Here is a 17,462-nt window from a genome sequence, read left to right on the forward strand (position 1 = left end):
ATTTGCAGTAACTATTATGCTCATACAAAACGGGAACAAGCGTTTTTTGCCGTGTTTATCGTGCTGAGCAGTTACGCTTCAACGTACTTAGTGGGAACGGATCAGAGCGGCGCGCAGACCGGCACGTTTGCCAGGGCACTGGCTTCGTGCACGTTGATGTACTTCGCGTCCTTCAGGTCAGCGGTGGATTGCAGGCCCTTGATGGTCAGCTTGCCGTTGGCGTCGCTGGTGCCGGTGCCCAGCACGCCGCCCACGATTTCCCCGCCGGACTTGCAGGGGTCGGTGCTGGCGGTGCCCATCTTGTGGTAGTGCGACAGGTAGTTGGTGTTGGCTTTCAGGCCACTGAGGGTCAGGGTGGTCACACGGTCGCCGCTGTTCAGGTCCACGTATTTGGCCGTGCCGGAGGGAGTGGTGTACCCGGAAAGTTTCATGTCCGTGAACGCCTTGGAGACGCTCTTACCGGAGACATCAGGGGCCTGATTGCAGGAGGAGAGGGCAACGGTTCCGACGAGGGCCAGCAGCGTAAGTTTCTTCATGATGTTTCCTCCGGTGGGGGGGGCTATTGGTGGTGCCATTCGAGCGTAACACGAGAACAGGCTGCCCGGATGCGCAAGTGAGCGGCGGGTATTCATGCGCCCTTCAGGCGGGTGCGCTAGCCTGCCGGGAACCACTATGACGCCTCCTTTGCTGCGCCGCGCCGCGCCTCTGATCCTGACCTGCACGCTGGCCCTGGGGGGCGTTCAGGCCACCGCACCCACCGCGCCCGCTCCGGTAGAACCCACTTCTGCGGCCCCTGCACTGGTGGTGTCTGCGCCCGCCGCGCCGGTTGCCGAGCCGGGCGCGAACCTGCGGGGCCTGTGGATCGATGCGTTCGGGCCGGGCCTGAAGACGCGGGCGCAGGTCGCGCAGACCGTCGTGGACGCGCAGCGCATGGGCGTGAACACGCTGTTCGTGCAGGCCATCCGCCGCGCCGACTGCCTGTGCCTGAAAGCCAGCGTGCCCACCGTGACCGACCCGGACCTGGAGAAGAACTTCGATCCGCTGCAGGTCATTACAACGCTGGCGCACGCGCGCGGGATGCGCGTGATCGCGTGGGTCAGCGTGACCGGGGTGGGGAACACAGCCGCGCCGAACACCAGCCCGGCCCACGTGCTGCGCGGGCACGGCGCGCAGGCGGGCGCGGCGTCCTGGGTGGCGCGCCGCCCGGACGGCACCTGGCAGGAGGGCCGCGACACGTGGCTGGACGCCGCGATTCCCGATGCGGCGGCGTACATGACCGAGGCGGTCGTCAGTCTGATCCGGAATTACCCGGTAGATGGCGTGCAACTGGACCGCATCCGCTACCCGGACGGGGGCACGTGGGGCTACGACCCGAAAACCCTGGCCCGTTACCGCGCCGAGACTGGCCGCGCCGGAACGCCTGCCACGACCGACCCGCAGTGGGCCGCGTGGAAGCGCGAGCAGGTCACGAACCTCGTGCGGCGGATCACGCTGGAGGTCAAGTCGTTGCGGCCGGACGCGTGGGTCAGCGCGGCGACCATCACGTACCTGACGGCGCCTCGCCCCGGCGACCTGGGTGGCTTTGCGCGCACCCGCACGTACGGGGACGTGCTTCAGGACTGGCCCGCGTGGATGCAGAGCGGCCTGATCGACCTGAACGTTCTGATGAACTACAAGCGGGACACGGTCGCCCCGCAGGCCGACTGGTTTAACGGCTGGAACGCGTTTGCGCTGTCGGTCCGTGACCGCCCGGACGGCGCACGGACGGCCCTGGCGGCCGGGACGGCCATGTACCTGAACGCGCCGGACATCACGGCCGCGCAGGCCCGCCGGACCGTGCAGACCGGGCTGGGCTGGGTGGGGTACTCGTACCGCACGCCGACCGCCGCGGTGTACGGGCAGCGCGAGTTGGCGGCGCAGGGCCTGAAGGCCATCGCGGCGGCCCTGGGCGAGCCGGGCATGCCCCTGGAACGCCCGCTGGCCTGGACGGACGCGCCGCCCACCGTGCGTGGACTGCTAGGCCGCGTGACGGGCACGGCCACGCCGGGAGGCCGCGCCGTGCAGGCCCTCCAGCAGGGTCAGGTAGTGGCCGAAAGCGTCACGGACGTCCTGGGGTACTACGGGTTCGCGGCGCTGCCCGCCGGGAAGACCGAGGTGCGTGTCAGCGGTCAGCGCTGGGCGGACACCATTCCCGAGCGGGGCGTGGTGCGTCTCCCGAACCTGCTGGTCCGCGATACGCCGGTCATGCCCGTCAGGCAGTAATGCGGACTCCGTGATGGGCTGCAAGGACCGTTCAATTCTGAATCAATTCGAGCGGACGCGAATAGGAACAGCAGACGCCCCTTCGCGGTATGGAGCCACAGGCGGCGCTTTTCCGACTGTGGTGGAATGGAGCGGAATCCGTTTAAGAACAGGGAAGCAGGAACCCACCCGGCGCGCGTTGGGTCCATCCCCTGCGGGCGGGGCGGGTACACTCGCCGCATGAGTGACACACCCCTTGCCGGACTGAACGCCACGGAATTCCGTCAGACCCTGGGCCGCTTCGCGAGCGGCGTCACGGTCATCACCGCCACGGACGGCCAGACGCGCCGGGGCATGACCGCCAGCGCGTTCGTGTCGGTCAGCCTGAGGCCGCCGCTGATTCTGGTCGGCGTGGACACGCGGGCGCACATGCATGCACTGCTGTCCGGCGAGTCGGTCACGCATTTCGGCGTGAACGTCCTGTCGGCCACGCAGCGGCACCTGAGTGATCAGTTTGCCGGGAAGCCCGGCCCCGAGGAGCGCGTGCCGTGGTTCGAGCATGAAGGTCTGCCCCTGATCGGTGGCAGCGTCGCGCAACTGGTGTGCCGCAAGGAGCAGGCCATCACGGCGGGCGATCACACGCTGTTCATGGGTTTCGTGGAGTACAGCCGCTACACCGACGACGACCCGCTGGTGTACTTCCGTGGGCAGTACCACGAGCTGGGGTAAGACGGACTGCGCTCCACCGCAGAGGAGGTGCGTCCGGGCGGCGAGGGGGGGTGGGCTACACTCCGGACTATGATTCGCCTCGCCATTCTCGCGGACCTGCACGCCAATCTGGCGGCCACGCTCGCGGTTCACGCAGACCTTCAGCGGCGCGGTCTGACCGACATCTGGATTCTGGGCGACCTGGTCGGCAAGGGCCCCCGCCCCCGCGAAGTGCTCGACTGGGCGCAGGCGCACGCCACGCGTGTCATTCAGGGTAACTGGGACGCCCGCGTGGCCGGAGCCACCCACCGCCCCCAGGACCTCTGGCCGCGCAGCCGCCTGACGCCGGCGCAACTCACGTACCTGGGCGAACTGCCCTACGGGATCGAGGAGCAGTTCGGGGGCGCGTGGTGGCGTTTCGTGCATGCCAGCAGCCGGGGCCTGTTTCACCGCCTGTACCCGCACAGCAGCCTGCACGACCAGATCGAGGCCTTCGCGCCCAACCCGCAGCACGGCCTGACCCAGTACGCCGACGCGCTGGTGTACGCCGACATGCACGAGGCCCTGCTGCTGGACGTGGAGGGCCGCCCGCTGATCAACTGCGGTAGCGTGGGCAACCCGCTGGACTCCACGCTGCCGTGCTACCTGATCCTTGAATTCGACCCGCACAGTCCCAACCACACCGCGACCTTCGTGCGCCTCACGTACGACCGCGACGAGGAAATCAGCGCCGCCGAGGCCAGCGACATGCCGTTCACCCGCGAGTACGTCGCGGAACTCCTGACCGGCGCGTACCAGAAACGCCGCGCCCGCACCGGCGAGTCATCCAGTCCTTGAGGGTCCTGTGCACCCCCGTTTGCGCCCCTGCTTGCGCGCGTTCGGTAGACTGTGCCTCATGAGCGACCTTTACCAGGCAGACGGTTTCACGCCCACCCCCGAACTCAGCACCGAGCGCCAGACCAGCTTCAAGGCCGCCCCGGAACTCGGGGACGGCATCGAACCCGGCAAGAGCTACCGCGCCGTGCTGGAGACCAGCAAGGGCCGCATGGTCGTCGAACTGCACGCCGACGACGCGCCCGTCACCGTGAACAGCTTCGCGTACCTGCTGCGCCACCACTACTACGACGGCATCCAGTTCCACCGTGTCATCAACGGCTTCATGGCGCAGGCCGGTGACCCCACCGGCACCGGGGCGGGCGGTCCCGGCTACGACTTCGAGGACGAGCACAACCAGCACCGCCACCAGGGCAAGGGTGTCCTGAGCATGGCCAACCGTGGCCCGAACACCAACGGCAGCCAGTTCTTCATCACCTTCACCGACACCCCCCACCTCGACGGCCGTCACACCGTGTTCGGCCGGGTCGTGGAAGGCCTGGACGTGCTCGACCGCCTGACCCGCATCGAGCCCGGCATGCGCGGCACGCCCGACGTGATCGAAACCGCGTACCTCGTCGAGAAATAAGTCGAGGGTTGAAAGTTGATGGTTGATAGATCGGGGCAATCCCCAGTCCATCAACCATCAACTTTTGACCATCAACCCTCGTGCGGTGAGGCCTCCACGGCGCGGCGCACGATGGGCATGATCGTCAGGCCCTGCACGGCGATGGTGAACAGCACGATGACGTACGTGGCGGTCACCACGTGCGTCCGGTACGGGTTGTCCGGCAGGCCCAGCGCGAGGCTGATGGCAATCCCTCCACGCAGGCCGCCCCACGTGAGGAGCCGCACCGTGTACGCCCCGTAGCCCTCCCGCACCCGCAGGAGCGAGAACGGGATGGCCACGCTGATCCAGCGGGCCGCGAGCGCCACGACGATCAGCAGGGCGCTCGCCATCAGCTGCGCGCCCGTCGTTTCGGTCAGCAGGACATCCAGGCCGATGAACGTGAACAGCACGATGTTCAGCACCTGATCAATCGTCTCCCAGAAGCCCTCGACGTGCCCGCGCGTGCTGTCGCTGAACACGTCCTCCTTCCACGCGGAGATCAGCAGGCCCGCCACGACCATCGCGAGCGGCCCGCTGATGCCCAGGGCGGCCGCCGCGACGTACCCGCCGATCACGAGGCTCAGCGTGATCAGGACCTCCACGGCGTGCTGATGGATGCTGCGCAGCATCACGTACCCCAGGCCGCCCAGCAGCGCTCCGAACGCCAGTCCGCCCAGCGCCTCACGGGCGAACAGGGCCAGCACGCTCCCGGCGCTGACATCCCCGGCGTGCCCGCCGATCCCGGCGGCGCCTGCCAGTGCCAGGAAGATCACGACGCCCACCCCGTCGTTGAACAGGCTCTCCCCGGCGATCAGCGTCTCGATCTTCACCGGCACCTTCGCGCGCTTGAGCAGGTCCAGGACCGCGACCGGGTCGGTCGGGCTGATCAGCGCGCCGAACAGCAGCGACCACATCAGGGACACGTTCAGGCCCACCAGCGCGAACACCCCGTACGCCGCGAACCCGATCAGGAAGGTGCTGATCAGGGTACTCAGGAACGCCAACGTCAGGATGCTGCCCCGCTGCCGCAGCAGCTGCCCCGCGTTCAGGCTCAGCGAACCCGCAAATAGCAGCACGCTCAGAATGCCGTTCAGGACGAACTCCGTGAAATTCAGCGTACTCAGCACGCCCGACGCCCAGCCGCGCAGGCCCGGCAGGCCCAGCGCGTCCAGCGCGATCAGCACGATGCTCGCCAACGCGCCCGCCAGCGTCACGCCCACCGTGGTCGGAAAATGCAGGAACCGCTCGTTCAGGAACGCCAGCAGGGCCGTGACGCACAGCAGGATGGCAAACGCACTCAACATGCTGCCCACCATATCCGTCCGCGCCGCCCGGTGAACGCAAACAGCGCCCACACTGGGGCGCTGTCGGTCCTACTGGTCGCGGGTTCAGTCGCGTTCGCGTTCGCGTTCGGCGTTCAGCTGAGCCTGAAGCTGAGCCTGACGCTGCCGCACGTAATCCTGCTGAAAGCGTGGCTCGTCGATCAGGTTCGTGCCGACCGTGAGTTTCCCGGTCGCCAGTTCCCGCATGGCCTGCGTCACCAGGTTCCGGTGGCGCACGCGCTGCTCGACCGGCAGCACGCTCGGCGCGCCGGAACGCAACTGCAGGGCGCGCTTGGCCGTGACCACACTCAGTCGGTACTTGCTGTCCGTCATGGACAACAGCTTGTCAATGTCTTTTTCCGCCATTCTCGCAACCTCCCTGAAACACTGCCGTCCCGCGTGAGGCGGGTGTGTTCCGTCAGCCCCCCACTGTAGCCCAGCGGGGGCGAGGACACCAAGCGCCCGCCCCACAATGCCCCCCGCGCGGGCCAATCGCGCCGCCACCTGTTCAGGCGTTGTACCTGCTGCATGACACTCATGGATGAGAAGGACGAGGCCGTGGAGGCCTACTCCCTACCTGAAAAAGCTTTTCTAACCCGGTAGCGCACGCGTGAAGCATGGGGGCGCCAAAGGGGCCTTTCCCACTTTCATGTCAAAAGAAAAAACGCTCTCCTGGAGGGCGTTTTCTGTGGGGCCAGAGGTCGGATTTGAACCGACGACCTACTGATTACGAATCAGTTGCTCTACCCCTGAGCTACACTGGCGGGATACAGGTTGGAGTACTTCCGACGGAAGCTCAAAAAGTATAGGGAGTGCGTCGGGGAGTGTCAAGGCGCAGTGTGGCGGTACCGGGTGCGGGGCTGGTTGTGGCCCTATGCTGGCGGGCATGGCAACCGCGGGGACTCCGGAGGCGTTCGAGACGATTCATGGTGTGGCAGGGCCGCTGGACTGGCTGTGCCTCGCGCCGCACCCGGACGACGCGGAGATCGGCGCGGGGGGCACGCTGATCCGGCTGGCCCGCGCGGGACGGGCCGTGGGTATTCTGGAGCTGTCGCGTGGCGAGCGGGGCACGCAGGGCACGCCGGACGTGCGCGTGGCCGAGTGCGTCCGCGCGGCGGCCATCATGGGCCTGACGTGGCGCGGGCAACTGGGCCTGCCGGACGGCGAACTGCGGGACACGCTGGACGGCGCGCACGCGCTGGCGTCGGTGCTGCGGGTAGTGCGGCCCCGGGTGCTGGTCGTGCCGCACCACCGTGACCGGCACCCGGATCACTTCGGGACGTACCACCTGAGCAAGCGGGCCGTGCATCTGGCGCAACTGGCGAAGGCGGACCTGGGGGGAGAGCCGCACCGGGTGGGGCGGGTGCTGCTGTACCAGGGGAACGCGGACATCACCCCGAACGTGCTGATCGACGTGGAGGCCGTGCAGGACACCTGGGCGGCGGCGATCCTGGCGCACCAGAGTCAGTTCTCGGGGGCGGCCATCTCGGAGACGGTCACGCCGGAGATCGTGGAGCGTCGCCGCGCCCGCCTGACGTACTGGGGCACCCTGGCGCGCGTGCGCTACGCCGAGGCCTTCGAGGCGGACTCGGCGCTGCTGGTGGACCCCCTGGCGCTGTAGGTCGCCCCGGCCTGCCGCTCATACGGCCGCGTCTGTTTCGTTCATCACCCGCCACCACACCGGGTTGCCCATTCCACGCCCGGAATCCGTTCTGCTTCCACTCGCTTCGCTTTGAAGGAGCTGCACAGACCCTTCAACCGCGGTCCGTCTCAGACGGACTTCGCTCCACTGCGCCACAGTCGGAAAAGCACCGCCTGCGGCTCCATACCGCGAAGTCCGTCTGTTGTTCCTGCTCGCGTCCGCTCGGATTGATTCAGAACTGCACCGAATCAACCGCAGTCCGTCTCAGCCCTCCTGCGGCCAGTCCTGGTAGGGGAGGGTGGGGTGTGGGCGGCTGGCGAGCAGGTCCTCAATCTCGTCGGCGAGGTCCAGGCCGTACTTGTACGCGCCCTGCCCGGCGACCACGCCGCCGCCGTATTTTTCGCGGTAGTTGCCGGGTTTGCGTTCAAAGGTCATGGCCTCGGCGCTGGCGTTCGTCTGGGGCAGCACGGTCGTCAGGATCGGGGGGGTGCTCTCGCCCGTGCCGGCAAAGGCGCGTTTCAGGTCGTCTGGAAGGCGTTGCAGGCCCTGGCGGTGCTGGCTACTGGCGCTCTGGTACTTGGTGATCAGGACGCCCAGGCAGCTCAGGCGCAGGTTGCGGGCGCGGCGGATCTCGGCGATGCGCCCGGCGATCTGCGGAATGCCGTAGGTGCTCAGGCGGTCCGGGATGGTGGGAATCAGGTAGTAATCGCTGATTTCCAGGCCGTTTTGCGTGACGAAGCCCAGGTTGGGCGGGCAGTCGATCAGCACGTAATCGTACCCGTCGAAGTGCGGCGCGACGAATTTCTTCACGACTTCCATCGGGCCGGTCGAGTAGTGCGTGCGGCCCGCGATGTCCGCCATGCGGTCTTGCACGTCAATCAACCGGATGGAACTGGGCAGCAGGTCCACGCGGCCGTAACGGGACTGCGCGGGCAGTTGGTCCATCACCTCGGGCGGCACGCGGTTGAGGTTGCTCGCGCCGCGCACGGTGGCGCGCCTGGCGTCGAAGGTGAAGGTGCCGTCGCCGCGCAGCAGGTCCAGGAACAGGTGCGCGAGCGTCTGCCCGTCCTCGTCGGCTTTCTGCCAGCGTTCCTCGCCGATCAGGGCCAGGGTGGCGTTCGTCTGCGGGTCCAGGTCCAGGACCAGCACGCGCTTTTGCTTCATGAACGCCAGCGTGTCGGCCAGTTGCACGGTCGCTGTGGTTTTCGCCACGCCGCCCTTCAGGTTGATAAAACTCAGGACGACCGGGGCCATCAGAGTTCGCGCAGTCTGGCCAGCACGGCCTCGGGCCGCACGGTGTAATCCCCGGTCTTCTCCTCGACGTGCTGGTAGCGGATCACGCCCGAGCGGTCGATCAGGAACACGGCCCGGCCGCTGATGCCCCGGTCGTCGATGGCCACGCCGTACGCGCGGGCCACGTCGAGTTTCATGTCGGCCAGCAGCGGCACCTCGATGCCGTACTCAGCCGCCCAGGCCTTGTGCGCGTGCACGGAGTCGCGGTTCACGCCCAGCACGACCGCCCCGGCATCCGCAAAATCATCCTGGCGGCCCGAGTACTCCGGCAGTTGCATGGAGCACACGGGACTGAAATCCAGCGGGTAGAACACCAGCACCACGGCGCTGTGGCCCCGGTAACTGCTCAGGGTGATCTGCTCGCCGGTCGAGGCGGGCAGGGTGAAGTCCGGCGCAGGCTGTCCCACAAGGCTCATGCCCGCAGTGTAGCGGGCCGCGCCGCCCCACGCCGCCTGACCTGCCGTCGGTTGTCCGGCCTGAACGCCCGGCGTTGTCCAGTCTGAGCGCCGGGGACGGTACCTGCCCGCCCCGGCACCGCGCCCGCCCGCCCAGCACCGCGCCCGCCCGCCCGCGCAGCACCTTTGAACTGCGTCCCGGTTCATGGGTGCGCGCGGTCGGCGGGATTACGCTGGGTGGGTACCGTCCCCGGCGCCTGCACCTCTGGCGTGTGCGCCTGTTTGCGTGCTCCGTTCACACCCCAGCCGGGACGGCCCCGAGGAGGAGTTCCCAATGGCTGACGTAATGCCCCCCAACATGCTGAACGACCGCCCGCGCACTCCCGCAGCGCTGCTGAGCAACGCCGAGAAGGACCGTCTGATCGAACGCGGATTCCTGGGCCTGTACCGCTGGTACACCGCCCGCAGTCAGGAAACCCGCAACTGGAACCCGGACCGCTCCTTCGACTGGCGCGCCCTGAACCAGAACCTTCCCAAGGAACTGATCACCGTCATCGAAGGCTTCTTCGCGGTCGAGCAGTACGCGCCGGATTTCACCAGCAACCTGATTCACCTCGTGCGCCGCAGCCACGGCCGCTCGCACTTCCAGATGCGCTGGGGCAGCGAGGAAGAGAAGCACGCGGACGCCTGGGAGAACGCCGTGCTGTTCAGCGGCCAGCGCAGCCCCAAGTGGATCGAGGAGTACAAGGACCGCCTGAAATCCCAGACCTGGGAACTGCCGTTCCCGGACGCCATTCACAACCTCGTGTACACCGTGTTCCAGGAGCGGGCCACGCAACTGAACTACCTGAACATGATGAAAATCGCGCAGGGCAAGAGCGACAAGCCTCACCTGCAAGGCGTGTCTGATCCGGTCCTCGCGAAGGTCGCGCAGACCATCGCCGTGGACGAGGCCGCGCACTACAACTTCTTCCTGGAAGGCGTGCGCATGTACCTGTACTACTACCCGGAACGCACCCTGAACGCCATCAAGAACGTGATCGGGCAGTTCAGCATGCCCGCCGCGACCCTGGTGCCCAGCTGGGAGCACTTCTACGAGACGGTGTACCGCGCCGGCATCTACGGCCCCCGCGACTTCCAGCGTGACGTGATGCAGGTGGCCTTCCGCAACATGGGCATCGAGAGCCGCAAGGCCCTGGAAGAAGGCATCCGCAAGACCCGCGAGGTCCCGGACTTCGACGGCGGGAACTTCAAGACGACCGCCATCTGGGACACCTTCGACTACGGCGCCGTGGAAGGCGACGTCAGGCGCCTGCACCTGAAAATCCAGGAGTACGAGCAGGAAATCGGCTTCGACCTGTACGACCCGACCGAATTCATCGAGAACCCCGAAAAACCCGCCGGCACCGGGGCCGCCGACGACTGACCAACGCAAATCGACCCCGGGTTCTACCGGTATCGATACTCCAGCCGCTCGGCCCGCCGCGCCTGCACGAAGCGTTCGCGGCCGGTCAGGTCAGCGTGCAGCTGCGCCTCCCAGCCCTGCGCGCGCAGCTCGTCTGCCAGCGTGGCGGCGTTGCGCGGGTCGAGTTCCAGCCACAATTCCCCGCCCGCCGCCAGGGCAGCCGGAGCCTGCGCGGCCAGCCTCCGGGCCAGGGTCAGGCCGTCCGGGCCGGAGTACAGCGCCATGTCCGGGTCGCGCTGCACCTCCGGGTCGGCGTGCGCGCGGTCCCCGTCCGGCAGGTACGGGGGGTTACTGACGATCAGGTCGAACGGGCCGGGTACGCCCGCGAGCAGGTCGGCCTGCGCCCACGTGACCTCCAGGCCGTTCAGGGCTGCGTTCTCGCGTGCCAGGGCCAGTGCGCCGGGGCTGAGGTCCGTGGCGGTCACGGCCGCGCCGGGGCAGGCGGCCTTCACGCCCAGCGCCAGGGCGCCCGTGCCGGTTCCCACGTCCAGCACGCGCGGCTGACTCCTGGCCTGCACGCCCGGCAGCAGCAGGTGCAGTAGCCACTCGGTTTCCGGGCGCGGCACCAGCGCGCGCGGATCGCTGCGCAGCCGCACGCCGCCCCACTCGACCTCACCGAGAATGTGTTGTAGCGGTTCGCGCGCCGCCCGGCGGTCCAGCAGCGCCGCGTAGCGCTCCTGACCCTCCGCGCCGACCGGCTCGTGCGCGCGCGTCAGCAGCGCCGTGGGTGTCAGGTGCAGGGCGCTCAGCAGCAGTTCGCGGGCGTCCACCTCCGGGGAGGGAACGCCCGCGCCGCCGAGCCGCGCCACGCCGGACAGCAGCAGCTCGCGCAGCCGCACGCGCCTAGCCGTGCCGGGGTCTGATGATCAGTCGCCGGGCGTCGCCCTCCCCGATGGACTCGCTCATCACGTCCGGGTTCTCCTTCAGGGTGATGTGAATCACGCGCCGCTCGGAGGCCGACATGGGCTGCAACTCGTGCGCCTCGCCGCTCTTGGCGACCTGCACGGCCAGCCGCTCGGCCAGCCGGCTGAGCGCCTCGGCCTGCCGCTTGCGGTACCCGCCGATATCCACCCGCACGCGCAGGTTCCCGCGTCCCTCCTGCTTGGCCAGCACGGTGTACGCGAGCACCTCGATGGCTCCCAGAGTGCGGCCGTCCCGGCCGGCGAGTTTCGCGGCGTTCTCACCCGTGATCTCGGCTTCCAGCGCGTCATCCGACTGCGTGACCCTCACCTGAAGGTCCGGGTCGATGCGGACGAGCAGGCCGGTCAGGAAGGCTTCCAGGGCGGTCCTGGGGTCCTCGGGCGTCTCTGGCGTGAGAGTGGCGCTCAGCGCAGCGTCCGGAGCGGGCCGCGGCGCCTCGCTCTCGTCGGCGTCGCTGATGCCCAGCCCCGCGAGGTAATCGTCGAGGTTCGTGCGGTTATCCATACCCCTCAGTCTAGCGCGGCCCCCTCATGCGGGCTGCCGCACCTGTCGTTCACACCCCGTCAACCCACCGGGGGGCTCCCGACACCCGGCGCATCACCCCGGCGCGGTGGGCCGTAGACCACGCGCCGCAGCAGCCACTCCAGCGGCCCCGCCCGGAACCGAGACAGCCACCACGCGCTCAGGGGCACCTGCGCCAGCCCCAGCAGTAGCGAGAGCAGCAGGGCAGCCCCCGCGCCCCACCGCCCGAACTGCGCGCCCGCGTACGGGTAGAACAGGGTGGTCATCAAGGCGCTCTGCGTCAGGTACCCGCTCATGGCGGTGCGCCCACTGGCCGCCAGGGGCCGCAGCCACCCCAGCCGCCCCCGCGCGGCCAGCAGCCCGGTCACACCCACGTACCCCAGCGCGGACGCCAGCCCGCCGCCCATTCTGACCGGCAGGGCCAGTGCGCCCGCCGCGTACTCCGGGCGGGTGTTCAGGTACGCCAGCAGCGCCCCCAGCGGCAACCCCACCGCCAGCCCGCCCACCGCCAGCCCCCGCAGCGTGCGCGTGTGCTCGTGCGGGCGCAGCAGCAGTCCCGAACGCTGCGCCGCGGCGCCCAGGCAGAACAGCGCGAGCAGCCATGGGCCGTTGAACAGCGCGCTCCCCAGCAGTTCCGGCGAGAACTCGGCGGCGCGGGCCGCCACGTTCCCCGCGTACGTGCTGCTCAGGTCCGGCAGGCTCGACCAGCGCGTGCCCGTCTCGCCCTGGCTGCCCAGGGCTGCGAGCAGGTCAAGGGCCAGGTACCACGCGCCCAGCACGCCCGCCAGGATCAGCAGCGTGCGGGTCTTCATCCGCACGGTCACCAGCAGGCCCAGACCCACCAGCGCGTACAGACTGATGATGTCCCCGTGCCACACCAGAATGAAGTGCGCCGCGCCGACCACGAGCAGCGCCGCGTGCCGCCGCAGGAACACGCCCGCTCCGTGCCGCGCCAGCAGGCCCGCCGCGCCCCACCCGAACAGCATCGCGAAGATCGAGATGAACCGCCCGTTCGCCAGTACGTCCGTGACCACCTGCGCCGCGCGGTCCAGGCCCGTCTGCCGCCACTCCAGAAAGCCCGCGAAGTCCTGCATGTTCACGATCAGGATGCCCAGCAGGCTCAGGCCGCGCAGCACGTCCGGTAACGGCGAGCGGTCCTGCACCGGCCCCCGCTGGGCCTCCTGCGGCGCGGGCTGCGGCGGAACGGCGTCAGGGGGCAGCGGCGAGGCGGCGGGCTCGGTCATGCCCGCAGGCTAGCAGGCGACCCGCCCCGCATCCGGCAAGGCTGCGCGGCCATAAAAATCCGCCCCGGAGGGCGGTGTTGATAAAAAGCATAGCGCGGTATGCAGCGGCGGTCAAGGCTATGCGCGGCCTGCCTGCACGACGAGCGGCCCGCGCGGCCCGAGGGTCAGGCCCGGCAGCGGCGCCGGGTCGCCCCGCACGGCCCGCAGGGGCGGCAGCGCCGCCAGCGCGTCGTGAATCAGCATCTGCGCGAGGTGCATGCCCAGGCACAGCCGCTCGCCGCCCCCGAACGGCAGGTACGCCCACGCGGGGGGCTTGGCGGCCCAGCGGCCCGGATCGAACCCGTCCGGGCAGTCCCACACGGCCGGATCACGCCCACTCAGGTACGGCGAGTACAGCGCCAGCGCCCCACGCGGCAACCGCACGCCATTCCAGTCGAGGTCGCGGCCCAGGCGGCGGCTGCCCATCCAGCCCGGCGGGAACAGGCGCAGCACCTCCTTGAGCACGGCGGCGTGATGTTCGGGCGCGTGCCACTGCGGCTGCTGCGCCAGGAACCAGATCGCGTACGCCAGCGCGTGCGTGGTCGTGTCATGCGCCGCCGCCAGCGACACCCGCGCCTCCTCCAGCCCGCCCGGCAGCGGGGCCAGCACCGCGAGCAGATCGTCATGCCCCCGCTCCGTCAGGCGCACGCGGGCGAGGCGGCGCAACTCGGCGTCCACCCGCGCGAACAGCAGCGGACGTGGAATCGCCGGCACCGGGAACGGACGGCGCAGCGGCGCCAGGAACGCGTGCAGCAGCCCGGCGTCGAACTCCCCGCTGAAGTACGCGGCATTCAGCAAATGCAGCGCCGCGCCGTCCGCCCAGGCCAGCGCATCGAACTCCCCGTCCGGCACGCCCGGCAGCGCCGCCCGCGTCCGCGCCTGCAAGGCCAGCAGGTGCGCCCGCCCGAACCCCGGATTCATCAGCGCGCGCCGCCCCCCGTGCTCCGGCGCGTCCGACAGGATCACCCCGCCCGACAGGTACGGCACGATCCGCGACAGGCTTCCCGCACTGCGGAAGGTGCCCAGGTCGGTCAGCACCGCCCGGTTCCACGCGGCGCCCACCCCCACCACCGCCGGAAGGCCCAGCCGCAACCGGAACACATCCACGCCCGCCGAGCGCGCCCGCGCCGCACCCTCCCCGATCAGCGGCAGGGGACTCAGCGCCCAGTCCTGAAGGTGCCCGTTCCCCGGACGGGTCGGCGGTTCGGGCAGTGTGCTCAAAGTCCGAATGGCCACACCTCCGTCCCCTGCGGCACGCGCCGCCCGTCCAGGTCGTCGAAGGGTAGGCCCAGCAGTTGGCCCGCGCCGTTCCAGCCGCTCAGGATGCTCAGGGGCACGCCCCCGCCGGGGTGGACGGTCCCGCCGACCTGCGCGAGGTTCCGGGCGTGCGGCAGCTGCCAGCCGGGGCGCAGGCTGCCGCTCAGGCCGTGCGGGGCGCGGCCGTACAGCGCGCCGGCCTTGGCGGTGCGAGCGTACTCGGCGGGCGACAGCGCCCGCCACTCCTGCACGGGCAGCGGCCCACCCTCGCTGGTCCGCAGGCGGTCCTGAAGGCGTGCCAGCAGCAACTCGCCGTACTCGCGCGGGTCGTCCGTCAGGCCCGGGTCCGGTGGGGCGTTCACGAGCATGAAGGCGCGCGTGCCGTCCAGGTGCAGGTACAGGGTCGGGTCGCGCGGCAGGCGCCCGGCGCGGATGTCCTGCCATTCGCGGGCGTACTCGGCCGGCCAGTAGATGTGATGCGAGCGGCCCCGGTCCTCCGATAGGCGCAGTTGCAGCGCGAAGCCGCTCACGCCGCGCGGCGTGGGTTTCTCGCTCTTTCCCAGCCAGGAGAGCGTCAGGGCGCGGTCGGCGGCGCTGACCCAGGCGTCCGCCGCGAAGGCCCCCTGGCTGGTGTGCGCGCCCAGCACCTGACCGCCGTGCGTGCTGAGGCTGGTGACGTGCGTGCCGAACTCGAAGCGCACGCCCAGCGCCGTTGCCCGCGCGTGCAGCGTCCGCGCGAGCTCCAGCAGGCCGCCGCGCAGGTGCCACACGCCGTAGCCGAGTTCCACCCACGCGATGTTGTGCAGCACGGCGGGCGCGCGGTACGGGTCGGCGCCCAGGTACGTGGCGAAGCGCAACCAGAACGGCGTCATGAACGACCCGGAACGCACGAGGCGGCGCAGCGGCACCTGCGGCGCGGCCCGCCGTCCCCGCGTCAGGGCGTAGCGGGCCAGCCGGGCCGGGCCGGGCGGCGGCGCGAACAGAAAGGTGTCCTGCGCGTCCAGGTACATGCGCCGCGACGAGGCCAGCAGCGCCGCGTAGCGCCGTCCCTCGGCGAGCGACAGTTGCGCCAGCGTGGAGTCCAGGCTGCCCGCCACGTGCAGCGCCTCGGGCGCGAACACCCGGCCGTCCCCGTGGTACGTGGTGGTGGGCCGCGCGGCTTCCAGCGCGGGCGCCGGCAGGTTCAGGCGTGCGTGCAGCGCCCGGAACACCTGCGGCATGGTCACGACCGTCGGCCCGCTCGAGAACTCCGGGAAGCCCAGCGCCGCCTTCCCGCCTGGCCCCTCCAGCGCGTCCAGCACCGTCACCCGCACCCCGGCGCGCGCCAGCCGCAGCGCCGCCGCCAGCCCCGCGAAGCCCGCCCCGATCACCGCGACATGCCCCGGCTGCCGCCTCACGCCTTCACGCCCCGACCTGTCCTCACGCTGCTGAGGATAGAGCAGCGGGTAGGGGCGCAGTGCGGGCAGGAGCGACCGGGAGAACCTGCGCCGCTGTGGGTTCTCAGGGGAGGGCAAGGGAGGACAGGGGCAATACGGATTCCGATTGATTCGCTGCAGTTCTGAATCAATCCGAGCGGATGCGAGTGGGAACAGCATACGCCCCTGCGCGGTCTGGAGCCGCAGTCCGTATCAGTCCGTCACTGCCGGTATTCGCGGCCTTTCCAGATGACGGTGCGGCGCAGGGCGCGGCGGTACACGGGCAGCGCCAGCAGCGGCGTGAGGGGGCCCAGCAGCCCCTCGGCCAGGTCGGCCGGGGCGCGGCGACCCGCCACCAGGCTGACCAGGGTGCGTTCCAGCACTCCTGCCACGCGCAGGGCCGTCCAGCCCGGGCCGCGCAGCCAGGAGCGCAGCAGCCAGGGCAGGGTGTACGCCCCCAGGTGCCCGGCGGCGCTCAGCAGCAGCAGGGGCCGCGAGTGAAAGTGCAGCGGCAGGACGTTCTTGCTGAAGCCCGCGACCGACTCCGGGTACGTGCGGTACATGCGCACGCCGATGCACGCGCGCCCCAGCGCCGTGGACACCAGGAAGCCCTGCGCGCCCAGGTGCTGCGCGAGGCGGGTGTCTTCCAGCACCTCGGCGCGGACGGGCGCGTACCCGCCCACGGAGCGCAGCGCGGCGCGGCGGAACGCCATGACCTGCCCGTTGGCAATCGAGGTCATGGCGCGGCGCAGGCGCGTCAGCGGAAACGGGAAGTACGACAGCACAGCCGCGTCCACCAGGGGTGTCAGCAGCCGCGCGCCCAGTCCCACGTTCGCCTGCCGGGGCTGGATGCTCAGCAGGTCCGCGCCCGAACAGGTCAGTTCGGTCAGCAGGCCGCCCAGCGCGCCCGCGTGCCAGTCCACGTCCGCATCCGTGAAGATCAGCACCTCGCCGCGCGCCGCACGCAGCAGTTGCTGGCAGGCCCAGGGTTTTCCGTTCCAGCCGTCCGGTCTGGGCGCACCCGGCAGGACCCGCGCGCCCAGGCGGCGGGCCACGTCGGCGGTCCCGTCGCGGCTGCCGTCATCCAGCACCAGAACCTCGAAGGCTCCCTGGGCCAGCACGCCGGGCAGGGTGCGGGGCAGGTTGTGCGCCTCGTCGCGCGCGGGAATCAGGATGGACACGCGCGGCCCCCCGCGCGGGGTGGGCGCCGGGCGCAGGCGGGGGAAGGTCACGGCGTTCACGGCCAGCACCGCCCCCTTGGTCGCCAGCCACCCCAGCAGCAGCGCCTGCACGGGCCGCTGCGCCCGTCGCCAGGCACCCATCAGCGGTCTCCGGTGATCAGCGTCAGCAGCGCCGAAGCACGGTCCACCCGCCCGGACCGGCTCGCGCGGCCCGGCACGGCCCGCAGGTACCCGGCGGGCGGCGCCTCCGGGTCGCTGCCTAGCAGCTCGGCGTCCAGCGCGGCCAGTTCACGTTGCAGGGCACCCTCCAGGTCTGGCCCCGCCACCGGCAGCC

Annotated in this window: 17 protein-coding genes, 1 tRNA gene and 1 pseudogene; 6 read left to right on the top strand and 13 right to left on the bottom strand. The window is 70.0% G+C overall.

Annotation, left to right across the window (positions count from 1 at the left end; translation table 11 throughout):
- Positions 1–101: 101 nt before the first annotated feature.
- Positions 102–536, bottom strand: coding sequence for a hypothetical protein (locus QZ271_RS11640; RefSeq protein WP_291431631.1), 435 nt, complete (start codon positions 534–536; stop codon positions 102–104).
- Positions 537–672: 136 nt separating this feature from the next.
- Here QZ271_RS11640 and QZ271_RS11645 point away from each other — a divergent pair, with 136 nt between their 5' ends.
- The 4 genes from QZ271_RS11645 to QZ271_RS11660 all read left to right on the top strand — a co-directional run bounded on the left by QZ271_RS11645 (position 673) and on the right by QZ271_RS11660 (position 4,411).
- Entirely contained in the window at positions 673–2,262 is a 1,590-nt protein-coding gene (locus QZ271_RS11645) for a family 10 glycosylhydrolase (protein ID WP_291431633.1), read from the top strand.
- A gap of 219 nt (positions 2,263–2,481) precedes the next feature.
- Positions 2,482–2,970: a flavin reductase family protein gene (locus tag QZ271_RS11650; RefSeq protein WP_291431635.1), complete on the top strand. Its 489-nt coding sequence runs from the start codon at positions 2,482–2,484 to the stop codon at positions 2,968–2,970.
- A 69-nt stretch (positions 2,971–3,039) separates the two neighbouring features.
- Positions 3,040–3,786: a metallophosphoesterase family protein gene (locus QZ271_RS11655; protein WP_291431637.1), complete on the top strand. Its 747-nt coding sequence runs from the start codon at positions 3,040–3,042 to the stop codon at positions 3,784–3,786.
- 58 nt (positions 3,787–3,844) lie between these two features.
- Positions 3,845–4,411, top strand: a complete 567-nt coding sequence (locus QZ271_RS11660; protein ID WP_291431639.1) for a peptidylprolyl isomerase — start codon at positions 3,845–3,847, stop codon at positions 4,409–4,411.
- Positions 4,412–4,482: 71 nt separating this feature from the next.
- Here QZ271_RS11660 and QZ271_RS11665 read toward each other — a convergent pair whose 3' ends face one another.
- The 3 genes from QZ271_RS11665 to QZ271_RS11675 all read right to left on the bottom strand — a co-directional run bounded on the left by QZ271_RS11665 (position 4,483) and on the right by QZ271_RS11675 (position 6,518).
- Positions 4,483–5,736 (bottom strand): sodium:proton antiporter, encoded by a 1,254-nt coding sequence (locus QZ271_RS11665; protein WP_291431641.1) that lies wholly within the window; start codon positions 5,734–5,736, stop codon positions 4,483–4,485.
- Between the two features lie 84 nt (positions 5,737–5,820).
- On the bottom strand, positions 5,821–6,120 hold the full coding sequence (rpoZ, locus tag QZ271_RS11670; protein ID WP_055363817.1) for a DNA-directed RNA polymerase subunit omega: 300 nt from the start codon (positions 6,118–6,120) through the stop codon (positions 5,821–5,823).
- Positions 6,121–6,443: 323 nt separating this feature from the next.
- Positions 6,444–6,518 (bottom strand) — tRNA-Thr (locus tag QZ271_RS11675).
- Between the two features lie 122 nt (positions 6,519–6,640).
- On the opposite strand from QZ271_RS11675, the gene bshB1 reads away from it, so the two are divergent.
- Positions 6,641–7,375 (top strand): bacillithiol biosynthesis deacetylase BshB1, encoded by a 735-nt coding sequence (bshB1, locus tag QZ271_RS11680; protein WP_291431647.1) that lies wholly within the window; start codon positions 6,641–6,643, stop codon positions 7,373–7,375.
- Positions 7,376–7,660: 285 nt separating this feature from the next.
- Here bshB1 and QZ271_RS11685 read toward each other — a convergent pair whose 3' ends face one another.
- Both QZ271_RS11685 and QZ271_RS11690 read right to left on the bottom strand, forming a co-directional pair.
- On the bottom strand, positions 7,661–8,650 hold the full coding sequence (locus QZ271_RS11685; RefSeq protein WP_291431649.1) for a ParA family protein: 990 nt from the start codon (positions 8,648–8,650) through the stop codon (positions 7,661–7,663).
- Positions 8,650–9,105, bottom strand: a complete 456-nt coding sequence (locus QZ271_RS11690; RefSeq protein ID WP_291431650.1) for a peroxiredoxin — start codon at positions 9,103–9,105, stop codon at positions 8,650–8,652. The genes QZ271_RS11685 and QZ271_RS11690 overlap by 1 nt, the downstream gene beginning before the upstream one ends.
- A 313-nt stretch (positions 9,106–9,418) precedes the next feature.
- On the opposite strand from QZ271_RS11690, the gene QZ271_RS11695 reads away from it, so the two are divergent.
- Positions 9,419–10,510: an acyl-ACP desaturase gene (locus QZ271_RS11695; RefSeq protein ID WP_291431652.1), complete on the top strand. Its 1,092-nt coding sequence runs from the start codon at positions 9,419–9,421 to the stop codon at positions 10,508–10,510.
- 23 nt (positions 10,511–10,533) lie between these two features.
- On the opposite strand, the gene prmC is transcribed toward QZ271_RS11695, so the two are convergent.
- From prmC to QZ271_RS11730, 7 genes and pseudogenes are all read right to left on the bottom strand, one after another.
- Positions 10,534–11,388 carry a peptide chain release factor N(5)-glutamine methyltransferase gene (gene prmC / locus QZ271_RS11700; protein WP_291431653.1) on the bottom strand — a complete coding sequence of 285 codons (855 nt, stop codon included), beginning with the start codon at positions 11,386–11,388 and terminating at the stop codon, positions 10,534–10,536.
- A 4-nt stretch (positions 11,389–11,392) separates the two neighbouring features.
- Entirely contained in the window at positions 11,393–11,974 is a 582-nt protein-coding gene (locus tag QZ271_RS11705) for a protein jag (protein ID WP_291431655.1), read from the bottom strand.
- A 59-nt stretch (positions 11,975–12,033) separates the two neighbouring features.
- Entirely contained in the window at positions 12,034–13,236 is a 1,203-nt protein-coding gene (locus QZ271_RS11710; RefSeq protein WP_291431657.1) for a DUF418 domain-containing protein, read from the bottom strand.
- 117 nt (positions 13,237–13,353) lie between these two features.
- Complete coding sequence (locus tag QZ271_RS11715; protein WP_291431663.1) at positions 13,354–14,505, bottom strand: cytochrome P450; 1,152 nt, start codon at positions 14,503–14,505, stop codon at positions 13,354–13,356.
- Positions 14,493–15,929 carry an NAD(P)/FAD-dependent oxidoreductase gene (locus tag QZ271_RS11720; RefSeq protein ID WP_291431659.1) on the bottom strand — a complete coding sequence of 479 codons (1,437 nt, stop codon included), beginning with the start codon at positions 15,927–15,929 and terminating at the stop codon, positions 14,493–14,495. The genes QZ271_RS11715 and QZ271_RS11720 overlap by 13 nt, the downstream gene beginning before the upstream one ends.
- 239 nt (positions 15,930–16,168) lie before the next feature.
- On the bottom strand, positions 16,169–17,269 hold the full coding sequence (locus QZ271_RS11725; protein ID WP_291431661.1) for a glycosyltransferase family 2 protein: 1,101 nt from the start codon (positions 17,267–17,269) through the stop codon (positions 16,169–16,171).
- Positions 17,269–17,462: pseudogene (locus QZ271_RS11730) on the bottom strand (1-acyl-sn-glycerol-3-phosphate acyltransferase); the annotation flags it as partial. The gene QZ271_RS11725 and the pseudogene QZ271_RS11730, both read right to left, overlap by 1 nt.

The sequence above is a fragment of the Deinococcus sp. genome (genome assembly GCF_018260555.1).
Taxonomy (GTDB): Bacteria; Deinococcota; Deinococci; order Deinococcales; family Deinococcaceae; genus Deinococcus.